The sequence below is a fragment of the Spiroplasma syrphidicola EA-1 genome (assembly GCF_000400955.1).
Taxonomy (GTDB): domain Bacteria; phylum Bacillota_I; class Bacilli_A; order Mycoplasmatales; family Mycoplasmataceae; genus Spiroplasma; species Spiroplasma syrphidicola.
Map to the genome: position 1 here is coordinate 912,126 of NC_021284.1, position 12,907 is coordinate 925,032.

General features: G+C 29.2%; 9 protein-coding genes, 6 tRNA genes and 1 riboswitch. All 15 genes read right to left on the minus strand.

Features of this window, described 5'->3' with window-relative positions; all coding sequences use genetic code 4:
• Nucleotides 1-10: 10 nt before the first annotated feature.
• The 15 genes from SSYRP_RS04320 to SSYRP_RS04390 all read right to left on the minus strand — a co-directional run bounded on the left by SSYRP_RS04320 (nt 11) and on the right by SSYRP_RS04390 (nt 12,896).
• Nucleotides 11-1,858: a PTS fructose transporter subunit IIC gene (locus SSYRP_RS04320; RefSeq protein ID WP_016341084.1), complete on the minus strand. Its 1,848-nt coding sequence runs from the start codon at nt 1,856-1,858 to the stop codon at nt 11-13.
• Between the two features lie 17 nt (nt 1,859-1,875).
• Nucleotides 1,876-2,670: a hypothetical protein gene (locus tag SSYRP_RS04325; RefSeq protein ID WP_016341085.1), complete on the minus strand. Its 795-nt coding sequence runs from the start codon at nt 2,668-2,670 to the stop codon at nt 1,876-1,878.
• Between the two features lie 89 nt (nt 2,671-2,759).
• On the minus strand, nt 2,760-3,632 hold the full coding sequence (locus SSYRP_RS04330; protein WP_016341086.1) for a MurR/RpiR family transcriptional regulator: 873 nt from the start codon (nt 3,630-3,632) through the stop codon (nt 2,760-2,762).
• A gap of 261 nt (nt 3,633-3,893) precedes the next feature.
• Nucleotides 3,894-3,978, minus strand: a tRNA-Leu gene (locus SSYRP_RS04335).
• Between the two features lie 19 nt (nt 3,979-3,997).
• A tRNA-Lys gene (locus SSYRP_RS04340) sits at nt 3,998-4,073 on the minus strand.
• Nucleotides 4,074-4,110: 37 nt separating this feature from the next.
• Nucleotides 4,111-4,186 (minus strand) — tRNA-Thr (locus tag SSYRP_RS04345).
• A gap of 15 nt (nt 4,187-4,201) precedes the next feature.
• Nucleotides 4,202-4,277 (minus strand) — tRNA-Val (locus SSYRP_RS04350).
• 4 nt (nt 4,278-4,281) lie between these two features.
• A tRNA-Glu gene (locus SSYRP_RS04355) sits at nt 4,282-4,357 on the minus strand.
• Nucleotides 4,358-4,384: 27 nt separating this feature from the next.
• A tRNA-Asn gene (locus tag SSYRP_RS04360) sits at nt 4,385-4,460 on the minus strand.
• A gap of 149 nt (nt 4,461-4,609) precedes the next feature.
• Nucleotides 4,610-5,746, minus strand: coding sequence for an SPE_1075/MLC_0560 family membrane protein (locus tag SSYRP_RS04365; protein WP_016341087.1), 1,137 nt, complete (start codon nt 5,744-5,746; stop codon nt 4,610-4,612).
• Nucleotides 5,747-5,866: 120 nt separating this feature from the next.
• Nucleotides 5,867-7,300 carry an NCS2 family permease gene (locus tag SSYRP_RS04370; RefSeq protein ID WP_016341088.1) on the minus strand — a complete coding sequence of 478 codons (1,434 nt, stop codon included), beginning with the start codon at nt 7,298-7,300 and terminating at the stop codon, nt 5,867-5,869.
• Nucleotides 7,301-7,363: 63 nt separating this feature from the next.
• A riboswitch (purine riboswitch) is annotated at nt 7,364-7,462 on the minus strand.
• A 71-nt stretch (nt 7,463-7,533) separates the two neighbouring features.
• A complete protein-coding gene (locus SSYRP_RS04375) occupies nt 7,534-8,202 on the minus strand; it encodes a hypothetical protein (protein WP_016341089.1) in 669 nt (222 codons plus the stop codon).
• A 70-nt stretch (nt 8,203-8,272) separates the two neighbouring features.
• Nucleotides 8,273-8,845 (minus strand): hypothetical protein, encoded by a 573-nt coding sequence (locus SSYRP_RS04380; RefSeq protein WP_016341090.1) that lies wholly within the window; start codon nt 8,843-8,845, stop codon nt 8,273-8,275.
• A gap of 169 nt (nt 8,846-9,014) precedes the next feature.
• On the minus strand, nt 9,015-9,281 hold the full coding sequence (locus tag SSYRP_RS04385) for a hypothetical protein (RefSeq protein WP_016341091.1): 267 nt from the start codon (nt 9,279-9,281) through the stop codon (nt 9,015-9,017).
• Between the two features lie 90 nt (nt 9,282-9,371).
• Nucleotides 9,372-12,896, minus strand: coding sequence for an FtsX-like permease family protein (locus SSYRP_RS04390; RefSeq protein ID WP_016341092.1), 3,525 nt, complete (start codon nt 12,894-12,896; stop codon nt 9,372-9,374).
• Nucleotides 12,897-12,907 lie beyond the last annotated feature (11 nt).

Sequence of the window (12,907 nt, forward strand, 5' to 3'; positions counted from 1 at the left end):
TATCCTATTCTTAATCTTTTTTAATTTTAACACCAACAACTGACGGATCTTTTTTATTTTTTTTACGACGGAATAAATTAGTAAAGGAAATTCATCCTCTTTGAATTGAATAGCCTCAATCAACAAAGTAATTTTTAATTCCTGTTCCAATTCAAATTCAATATTCTTTTGTACTTTTAATTCGATTATGCCAAGTTCTTTTGAATCAATGATTCATTTTTTTCCCAGCTAATTTTGGTTTTGTAAATAATAATTTTAAATTGTTTTTCGCATTTTTGCGGGCTATTTTACGTGATAATTTTTCTTCTTTTAATAATTGCGCTTCTTCCCCTTTGATTTTTGGTTTCAGTAACCCTGCAATGACAGCTGTTGTTACTACTCCAGCTAGAATAGCTAAAAGTCATGCCATTGGTCAAAATGGAGCTGAATTCTGTTGAATATATCCTAGGAAAGTTCCCAACGGTGATCCTAAACCAGCCGCGAATTTAACATCTCACAATGTTACAAGAATCGCTGCTACAACCGAACCAGCAATATTGGCCGGAATAATACGAATTGGATCAGCAGCAGCAAATGGAATTGCTCCTTCTGTAATCCCAACCATTCCTGTTCCAAAAGCGGCTTTCCCCATAATTCTTTGATTTTTTGGGTAGCGATTTTTAAAGATAATAGTTGATAATCACATTCCTAGTGGTGGTACCGAAATTGCGGCTTGGGTTGCTGTTCCAGGAATAAAGTTTGCATCCCAGAATGTTTTCCCTTCCGCCATTGCTTGCGCTAATGTTTGATAGAAAATAACTGTCCCAAACACTAAAGCAGTTTTATTTAATGGCCCTCCTAGATCAAAGGCAATCATTATCGCAACAACAATCGCAATAATTATTCCTGTTGAAGCAAATTTTTCTTGTAAAGCACTTAAGCCATCAAACATTCCTAATACTAAACCGGCAATTGGTGCTCCAATCACAAATTTAACAAAAGTTGCCATAATAAATGTTGCTAAAATTGGAATAATCATTAATGGGACAATTGGTTGTAAAACTTTTGGTCAACGAATAATTTTTAATAATTGAACTAAGTATCCACTTAAAAGTCCAACAACAATTGCGCCAATAAAACCAGCTCCTGGTTCAATTGGAGAATTAGTTGTTCCAACTGTTACATCAATTCCTAACATTTTATTATCATTAATAATTCATCCAGCAATCATTGCTGGGGCTAATCCGGGTTTATCGGCAATTGAATAAGCCGTAAACCCTGCAAATAATGGAATCATTAGTTTAAACCCTAAGGCTCCAACATCCATCATAAATTGGGGTAGTTTTCTTGTTCCCAATACTCAGTTTTGGCCATAATCCCCATAGTTATCGACATATTCAGTTTGGAAAGCACATAGATTAGCAATCGCCATTAGAATCCCTGCCGCAATTGTCATTGGAATCATTCATGAAATTCCAGTCATCAAGTGCGATAGCATTCCTCGTTTTTTTGTTGTTCCAAAAGTAACAGCCCCCACTTTTGTTCCTTTTTTCCCGTGAATTGTTCCTTGTTCTAAAGCTGTATCAATTAATTGGGCTGGATTTTTAATGGCAAAATTAACTCCTGTTTTAAAAAGTTTTTTATCATTAAAACGCGATAAATCAATTTTGACATCAGCAGCAATAATAACAAGATCCGCTTGGGCAATTTGTTCAGCGGTTAAAACATTTTCCGCCCCAATTGTTCCTTGCGTTTCAACATTAATTTCAAAACCCTTTTCACTGGCGGCTTTTTTTAAACTATCAGCTGCCATATAAGTATGAGCAACACCCGCCGCACAGGCAGTAATTGCTACAATTTTTATTTTATCTGTTGTCATTTTTTGTCTCCTTTCTACTAACTACTAAAATCAAAATCAAGGTAAAACTTAACTGGGTCATAGCCAAATTTGGCAATTGGAGAAAATGATACTAAAAATCTTATAGTATATATTTGTGATGATTCTTTTTGATATGGTTTTACTACTGTAGTAATATTATTTTTATCATCCAAATTAAAGATTTTGCCATTTGATCAAAGTTTTTGAATATTTAAATATGAATAGTTTTCCCCCTGACCAGAGTCAGTCTGTTGGTTATCATTTTTAAAGCGAACAATGTTGTTATCACCATTTGTTCATTTAAAATCTTCCATTGTATTACTATCATCTTGGTAATCAAAAATCCATTTTTCGTCTGGATCGGCTCCTACTTGTGCCGCTTTAAAATTTGCTATTCTTGTTGTAAAATAGTAACTTTGAAATAAGCTAGCATCAATATTGTTGTTTTGATAAAAACTATCTTCTTCACCTGTTAATGTTTTTTGTTCTTTGACATTTGTTGTAATATAATTGCTAGCAAGATTAGTAATGGCATCGGAAGCAGTTCGCGCATGCGCAATTGAATCTTGCTGAGTTGGGTCTTCTAAATCACTAACGGCTGGTTTTGGCATTGGAAACGCCCCAATTGTCCCAGGATTAGTAATTTCTCCGGCTGAGGATGTTTGATATCCCGCTTGCTCTTGCAAACGATTCATTATTTGATAAATTGTTTCAACATTTAAAGGTGGTGTTCCTCATGAACACGCAATTAAAGTTGTTGCAGTTGTATTAAGTAAAGTAACCATTGGCAAGACTAAAAGTAATTTTCGCATAATGTTGCCTCCTTTCATATTTCCATTTTAACTTATTAGAATAATTTAAAAAAGAAAAATAAAAAAAATGGAATAAGATTCCATTTTTTTTATTTTTCAATCCTTTTATTGTCATGTCAGCTATTCATTTCTTGTAAAAAACTATCTTTTGCATCAATTAGTTTTTTATTTTTAATATAAAAAAGATTTTTCAAATAATCGGTAAAGAAGAGAAAACTTCATAATGGGGAAAAAATTAAATTATCCTCTAAATCATCAATCCGACGAATTTGATTATCAATAAAAATTGATAAATTAGTATATTTATTTAATTCTGAATTTAAATTGCTTGTTATTAAAACAACTTGGCCAGGAATTCGTTCTCTTCTAATTAACTTTAATAATTGTAAGTGAAAGTCATTTAGCCCTCGCATTGAAAAAATGATTAAAATATCATCTTTTGTCATTGATGATATTGTTTTAGTAATATTTTTCCCCCGCTCTAAAATTTGAGTTACCAAACCAAAATGCGTTAACATTCCGCATAAATCTGTTAGCGCAATTAAGCTATGGCCGGCCCCAAAGGCATAAATTTTTTTGGCTTGCGATAAAATCGCAACTAATTCGTCAAATTTTGCTTGCTGATCTTGAAACATCACAACATTAATATTATTCGAAACTTGATAATTATCTTGAATTAATGTTAGTACTTGTGAATTACAACCATTTTTATCATTTTTTTTGGTAATTAAACTAACACCATGTAAAATCCCTAATTTATAAATATATTCTTTTAAGCCTGAAACATTTAATTTTTTAAAAAACCCATAAATAAAACTCATCCCAACGCCATATTTTTGGCTTAAAGTCTGAAGATTTGAATTAATTAAAAAATCATAGTTATTAATTGTAAAATAATAAAAATCCAATTCCCGACCGGCTAACATGCTTAAATCTAAAAAAACATCCTTATTTGAATCCATTTTTTACCTCCAAAGCATTACTATTAAAATTGGTGGAAAATTAATAAAAATTAATTTTTATTGATAAAAATGCTGTAAAAAGCTCAATTGTTGATAACTATTATAACTATTCCATCGATAAATGTAGCAATTGCTAATTAATATTTTAATCTCTTTAAATAATATCATTTAATTGCTGTAAATTTAATACATCTTGCGAGATTATTTAACAATAAAAAAACACTTATTAATTAGATAAGTGTTGTAAGTTAATTTTAAATTTGGTCCGGGTTAAGGGACTTGAACCCCCACGAGTTACCCCGCCAGATCCTAAGTCTGGTGCGTCTGCCAATTCCGCCAAACCCGGAGAATCTTTTTTTATAAAATGGTCTCCTGTGCAGGACTTGAACCTACGACCTACTGGTTAAAAGCCAGCAGCTCTACCGACTGAGCTAACAGGAGATAGTATTTTTGCTAATTTTAATTTTTAATTTTTTAATGGTGCTGGCTAGAAGACTTGAACTCCCAACCTACTGATTACAAGTCAGTTGCTCTACCAATTGAGCTAAGCCAGCACTTAAAATAAAAAATGGTCGGGTGTAACGGACTTGAACCGCTGACCACCTGCTTGTAAGGCAGACGCTCTCCCAACTGAGCTAACACCCGAAAATGGTGACCTGTACGGGGTTTGAACCCGTGAATGCATGCGTGAAAGGCATGTGTGTTAACCGCTTCACCAACAGGCCGGATAAAATTTTTGTCAAAAAAAATAATGGCGCCTAGTGTAGGGCTCGAACCTACGACCTGCCGGTTAACAGCCGGATGCTCTGCCAACTGAGCTAACTAGGCATTATTGTGATTTTTAACCTTTTTTATTATATACTAAAAAAGTAAATACTAGCAACTATTTTTGTAAATTTTTGCTTTTTTTTCAAAAAATATAATGATTTTAAAGGAATATAAAAAGCAAGATAGTAATCTTGCTTTTTATAAACAAATTATTTAATAATTTTGTCAATTAATTCCGCATCATCAAATTCTTCAATAAATGTTTCTTTAATCATAAGATTATATTTATCTAAAATACTATCTTGTAAAATTGTTCATTTCAATTTTGTTTTTTTATCGGGGTTATCTTGGCGAAATTCACGAATAACTTCTCGACGCAACTTACGGTAAAGTTTATGGTTAACATCAATTAATTCAAGTTTAATATAACGTTCAAGAATAACAACAATTAACCCAATTAATGGTCCAGCAAAAAAGGCCATTAAAATTGTCGCATAACTAACCCAACTATAGAGGTGACTTAGCCGTTCAGAAATGGGATATTGACCAAGAAATAATAGTCCTAATCCCACGACTAATAAAGCCATATCAACAATTACCCGACAAGCGGCATAAGGGATTTTTGTAATCAATGCTAATTCCCCCGAAAGACCATTATATGGACCTTCTAACATTTTTGTTGAAACAATAATTGCTAGACCTAAACAAAATAATAAATAACTAGCTCATAAAATTCAACTTCTAATTCACTCATTCCACTGGGCCTGCGAACCTGTAATATTGGAAGGATCTAACGGTTTAATTGTCTCTGCTGGATTAATAATTAAAACATTTAATTGAACAGCTGCAGGTCATAAAAAGACTGGTACTAAATCTAACACCATTTTAAAAATTTCATCATAAATTAATGTTAAAGTTAATTGCTTTTTACGGTGAAATTGAATTAATTTAATTATTTTAAAGAGGACTACAAATAATCAGAAACCAAGATATACAACCACTAACATTATTGCATAATATTCTTCAACATTATCGCCACCCTTTGTCCAAATATCAGCAATTAAAGCAAAGACTATTAAATCTTCATTAACAACTCCTAAATTTAAATCCATGTATAAAGAAACACTTAATCCAAAAATATAAACCCCAACTAAATAAAAGAAAATTCGAAAAGACATTGATCGTCAATGTGCTTTGAAAAAGATTCTTTTTTCATTAACATATAAGCGAAATGCTTTTGATGATTGGCCAAAGTCTTTTAAATCTAAATACTTTCGTTTTTTATTACGCTTTTCTCGGGCGATTTTTTCTTTTTTTATTTTTATCTTGCGTTCATTAGTTCTCATTTTTTTTACTCCATTATAAGTTTATCACAATTGCTTTGTTATCCGCTCTTGAAAGAAAATTTTCTAAAATTATTTACCCAAAATAAAAAGAGTTCTGAAAAACTCTTTTTAGCTACTTTCCTACTGGACGAAAGCAAAAGCAATGAAATATCCAATAAAGAATAAATCTAATACATAAATTGGAATTCCAACTCCTTTTCCTTTGTTACAAATCAAGCTAACAATAGCATAAAAGATAAAGCCAACAGCAATACCGTTTGTAATTGAGAAAGTAACAATCATAATGATAATCGTAAAAAAGGCTGAAATAGCAAATTCGGGTTTAAGTCATTCAATATCTTTAATTTGCATAATCATTAATGAACCAACAAAAATAGTTGCGGCTCCAACAATTGCCGGAGTAATTAATTTAAAAACTGGAAATAAAGCAATTGCCACTAAAAACATTAGGGCCGTAATTATTGACGAAAATCCTGTTCTTGCCCCTTGTGAAACACCGGTTGTTGATTCAACAAACGTTGTTACTGGTGAACAGCCAAGAACTCCACCAATCAGTGTTCCTGTTGAATCAGCTAATAAAGCTCGTGAATTCAATTGATATTTATTCCCTGTTTGTTCAGAAATTTGTTCAGAAATTGAATATAGTGTTCCTGTTGCATCAAAAAAACAGACAAACAAGAAAACAAAAATTGAAATATACATAATTGGTGATGTTCAAATTTCGCGATTAGTAAATTCGGCAAATGTTGATTTTATATTCCCTGCAAAACCACTAAAATCATCATAACTTCAGCCATTTCAATGAGAAAAATTTTGTTTAATAAAGTCGCTTGTACCTAAATTACCAATCAAAATTGAAATCCCTAAACCAACAAAAATGGCAATAGCAATTGCTCCTGGAATTTTTTTAAAGTGTAAAACTAAAATTAAAATTAAAACCCCAAGTCCCATTAAAATGATTGGTCAGTTAGTTTTTAAATTTCCTAAAGACGCAATTGGTAATCCCCCATTAACAATGCTGCCCCCAGGTGTTACTGCTGTATCGCCCACTAAGCCAATATTATGCAGTCCTAAATAAGCGATAAAAAAGCCAATTCCAGCCCCAATCGCTAATTTTAATGATTTTGGAATTGAATTAATAATAATCATTCGGACTTTTGTTGCCGAAATAATGCAAAATAATATCGATGAAATCATTACAGAAATTAAAGCTCCTTGATAACCCACCCCATTATTTGCAACATTAAAAGTAAAAATGGCGTTTAGTCCCATTCCTGGAGCTAAACCAACTGGCATATTTGCCGATAACCCCATAATTAGTGTTGAAATAAAAGCCGCAATCGCTGTGGCAATAAAGATTCCTCCAAAGGCCATATTATGACTTGGATCACCAGGAAAATTAATATCGTTGGCTGTTGATAACATACTTGGTTGCACTGACAAAATATAAATCATTGCTAAAAAAGTAGTTAATCCGCCAATAATTTCTTTTTTAAAAGTAGTTTTTAATTTATCAAATTTAAAAAACTTTTTAACTTGCTTTGTAATAAACATTAATTACTTCTCCTGTCTAATTAAGAGTAAAAATAAAAAACATTAACCTAATTAATAAAGTTAATGCCCAAAGCATTAACCTATAGAGTCTTATTTAATGGTAAGACGTAGAGACACTAGACCATATTTCTAGCATATACAGGTTAAGATATTATTTACTTCTACTCTTTTAATATACCTAATTAAAACGAAAAAAACAATTCCTAAAAATTAATTTAATAAATTAATTTTTCTTATGTTAAAAAAATAACATTTTCTGATAATGGAAAGAAAGCCTTAAAAGTTAATAACACTTTGATTTTTTTAACAACAGCAGGTGGTAAAAAATCATTCGCCAAATCCAAAATTTCCTTACGATATTTTTCGACAATATTTGTTCATCCGAATCATAATACAGCCAAGAAAAAAATCCCAATTATTGAAAGAATTTGAATTGCTAATTCAAAGTTAATTCCTGATGGATAATTTGCACCAACCACTAATCCTGTTGTTATTACAAATAAACCAATTACTAGTCAAATGAAATATGAAGTAACTTTTAATCAAAAATAAGACTTAGCATCCTTTGTTTTAATTTGAAAGATATAATAAAAATGAAATAGCATATCATAAACTTTACTTAAACTATCATCATTAAGATCACGATAACGAATTTTAATCGCATTAGCATCTTGTTCATAATTTTGTCCTTTAATAATTCCTTTCCGATGAACAATTCGAATATCTTTAAAACTATTGTCATTTAATATTTGTTGTAATAAAGGTTGGGTTTTGATTCCTGTTTTAATTCTTTTAAAAACAATTGTAACAATTGTCATGATTATTCATCCTAGACAATATAACCCAAATAATGTCAAAAAAACAAAAAAAATTAAACCTGTTAGTTGTTCTAAACCAAACATATTAACTTCCTTTCTGGTAATATTTTAATACTACCTTTATTATAACAACTTTATTAAAAAGTTAAATAATTTAACACTTTACAACAGATAATTTATAGAAAAAATCAGTGATTGCTTGGGACGTAAAATAATATAATAAAAATAATTTGTACAATTCACTTTTTGGTTGATCACAATTTAAAATAATGTTTTTAACTTCAGCTCAAAACTTTTTTTCTAACGATAAAAAATCATAAATTTTTTTAGCTTTAATAATCTTTTGAAAAATACTAGTAACTTTACTCAAATTAAGACTTTCAAATTGAGTTAATTCCAAAATTAATCCAACATTAATTTCTTCAACTGTTTGCACATAACAATCATTAATTTGCTCAACATCAATTAAATAACTATCTAACTTTTCAAATAACAGTTTAACACCATTACTATACGATAATAAAATACCAATTTGAATCATAATATCTTCCGATAAAATTAAGTGCTCTTGCTCTAAAATTTCAAATAATGATTCAAGCACAAATTTACTACAATCTAATACAGAATAAAAACTATCAAAATCAACTTCTAATCATTTTAAAATTAAATTGCTTTGTGGTTGCTGTTGATAATAAAAATTAGCAAACTTCTTGCTTTGTTCTTTCAAAACTAAAATTCCTTGTAAATTAATATCTTGAATTGTTGTAATATTATTGCCCCCTTAAACTAGTTTTATCTTAACAAGCGAATTTTAAAATTTTAAAAATAATACTTAATTAACATCAATAAAAAAAATGAAAACATACCTAAAGCGGTATGTTTTCATTTTTTCGATATTACGCCATTTTTGCTAATCTTGTCGCGATTGATGGCTTATCTTGGGCTCATAAAATAATAATAACAATAGTTCCAATAATTGTGACCATTAATATTCATTGTAACAAGGAAGCTAATCCAAAAATTAATTTTCCTTTTCGATCACTTGGACATTCTGTTCCTAACACCATACATCCAATCGGTGTAACATTAAAGAACCACAAAATAAAATTTAATCAACATAAAACCATATTTAATAAAGATGCTACTAGTCTTTTTACTAACATACAACGTCCTTCTTTCTTATGATTGATACACTTTAATTGTAGCATAATTACTAGTAAAATTTTGGACCCCAATGTTATCTACGATTTTATTTAATTTAAAACCCGCGTTAAAGGATAACGTTTATTCATAAATTTCTTATTAATTAAAAAGGCAATAATGAACATTAATCATAAGCCAAGGAAGCTAATTAAATAATCAACTCAAATAACACCATTAGAAACATAAGCAATCATGTTTCAAATTATTTGGAAACGAACCATATCAATTCCTCAAATTCCGATTGGAATTCCAATCACTCAACTAATTATGACAATTGGCAAATAAATCATAAATAAACGGTTAAAAATTCATCAATCAGAATATCCTAATGCTTTAAAACTATTTAAGACTTTTAAATTATCTTTAATAATAATATTTGTAATAATAAAAATTTGGAAGATGCAAGCTAAAATTGTTGCAAATAAAATTAATAAGTAAATAATAAATAATAAAGCTTGTAAATTCAAAGTACTACTTAATGTTTTATCTAAATCCATTGCTCCTTGATATACAATTGCCCCTTCATAATTAGGATTTTCCATAATTTGATAATTATTATTTTTCTCATAAATTCCTAAATAATTATATAAACTATTTGTTTTTCCTATTGAATATAGTGTTGATAAATGCTGTTGGTTTAAGTTTGTGTTAGTATACCAGTTAACTAAAAGATTATTTTTGGGACCATTTCAGAAATTGTCAACAACAATATAAAAGGTAGTTCCCCAAGGGCCAAAGGTTTTATTAATAATGTCCCCAACATTAATACCGTGAATAAAACTAATTCCTTTATTAATAATAATTGGATAAACATCTACTGAATAATTTTTTGGATCTCAACTTGGATTAGATTCATGAAATCAGTTTTTAGATTGAATTAATTCTTTCATTGCCGCCACATTAAGAATAGCATTATTAACTTTCGGCATAAAGGTATTTTTCTTGGCATATGCTAATAAACTATCATTGCCTTCATCAAAACTATCAATCCCATTAAAAAATCATTCCGGCGATAAATTCGTTGATAAATTTGGTTTAAATAAAATATTATCATCTTTATATTTATAAAATTCAAGCCCTGCACCTTGGAAATATTTTAAATTATAATTTTGGGTAAAGTTTCTATAAAAATTATTAATTGACAAATCATTACCGACCGTACTATTTGCATTTTGATAAGATTGCAAAAAACTATATAAATCACCAATATTCAATGCTTCATAACCATTCATACTAGAATTATTAACAAATAGTTCTTGATATTCTGGTCCATAAATGATTGGTTCATACCCAATTGTAATAATTCCATTATTTTCACTAACTTGATCAATAATATAACCATAAATACTTTTATTAATTAAATTAGTAATTTCATCATAATATGGCGTATTTTGACAATTATTAGCATACCAATCATATGTTTTTGCATAAAACCATAAGTATTTTAAACTAGTTATCTCTGAAACTCCCTCAATATGTGGGCCACAAAGCGTTTGTTGGGGAGTAACAACTTTTTCCAATACGAGCTCTTTTGTATAAATTTCCTTTGTTGGGTCTAAGATTGTTTTCCCTGGCACTTTTGGATCTTTAATTTGTTCCAAACTATCATAAACTAAAAAATCATATGGTGGAGAATTTGCATTATAAGAATTATTATAATTATAAGCATAATGTCAATTTAAATTATTTTTTAAATTATAACTAACTTGGCCAAAATTAAGAACAGTTGTGAAAGCGGAAAATAGCATTGCCCCCGAAATACTTGTAGTAATAATCGTCAACAATAGTTTTCATTTTGCTGTTGCGGCAAATTTTAAGGTTATTTTTTTCTGAAAACTTAATTTAGCAAAATAATGTGCTCAAAAAACATTTTTTGGTAATTTTGGTTTTTTAACATTAGTTGTCATTAGTCTTAAAGCTGGTACACGAATATTTATTAAAATAAAAATTGCTGCGTATAAACAAATTGCCAAAATTGGGAAAACAATAATTGTTAAAATTGTTCACAAAGTTGGAACTGAAAGATAAGCTGTAAATTCTAAAAAATTCTTATAAGTAATATTTAGAACCAATGAGAATAATCAACTTGATAATAATGATAAGGATGTAATAATTAAGGCTAAAAAGAAAAAACAAGTTACTAAATTAGTTGTAATTCTAGTTGCTGAATAACCCTGCGCTTTTAAGTTACCAATAATTGTTCGATTAGTTACCAATAATTTATTAATAATCATACTAATCATAATAAATGAGGATACAATTAATAAAATCGAAATTGCACTAATTAATGATCAAGTCATTGTTTCTTTTGTCTTAATAAAAGTTATAATATTATCTAATGGATTTCAGGGAACTTCTCAATTATTAATTTTTGCGTTATTAAATAAACTGGCAAGATAGTATCAACTATATTGGTCTTTTAAAAAGTCAGGGTTTAATTCTTGTTCAGGGGGATAAACTGCCCCATAAAAAATATAAGCATCATCGGTAATAAACTGATCATTTTCATTTGTAATTGAATTTTTTATTAAAGCAAAATCCTCTTGGCGTAATCATGTATAAGCATTTTGTGTAAATGGTTTCGCATAATAATTAGAATTAACATAAGCATTGGTTGCAAGACCCACAATTTCAAAATTATAATTATAAATATTAATAATGCTCCCAATGCGATAACCATGATTAGAAGCATAAGTTGGGTTAATAATAACTGGTAAAATATCATTTTCCGACTGATAATTGATAAAATTATCATAATCCCCACTAATCATGATTGGTTTTGTTCAAAAATCTTCCTCAACACTTTGTAAATAAAAATACTGAGTTCTAAAAATATCATAAATATCCATTGTTTGTGAAATCAGGGCTTTTTGCGATACTGAACCAAATATAATACTTGTTAATAGTTTAATTTCTAATTGATTAATTCGAGCTTGATTGTTAGCAAAATCCTTATATTTACTTTGATAGTAAGAATCATTTTTTAACTCATTATTATCAGGTGAACTAACAAATGGAATTAAACCAGTTCAATCCGGTTCAATTAAGTAATTCTTTAATTCTGCAAATTCTTGGGATGATAGAAAATAAGGGTTATTAGCTAAAAATAAAGGATCAAACTTTAATTTTACTTCATTACTTTTTTCTAATTGGTCTTTGAAATATTGGTTCTGACTCTTTGACCCAATTCAATTATCTTTATTATCTAAATGGGAATCAAATGTTACTTGGTAATATTTTGTTCCCGCAACAGGTGTTAGCTTAAAATTAGCAGCGTGAGCTTTTTTAACATTAATTTTTCCATCACTATTAATATAATTAATATTAGTTAAACTATAAGACATATTACTATCACTATTAACAATTTCCAACGGATCATTTATTTCAAAACTAGTATTTGTCGCAAAAAGATCTTTTCCCATAATTTTTAACTGGGTGCTAGTCAAATCATGGGATAATTGCATCCCACAAAATAATGTTATCATTGCCCCGAGCATTAAAAATAGCCCTAAAACTTGAAGACTATTTTTTAAAAAACTTTTTCAGAAATTTTTTAACAAAACAAAACTAACCATTTTCAACACCT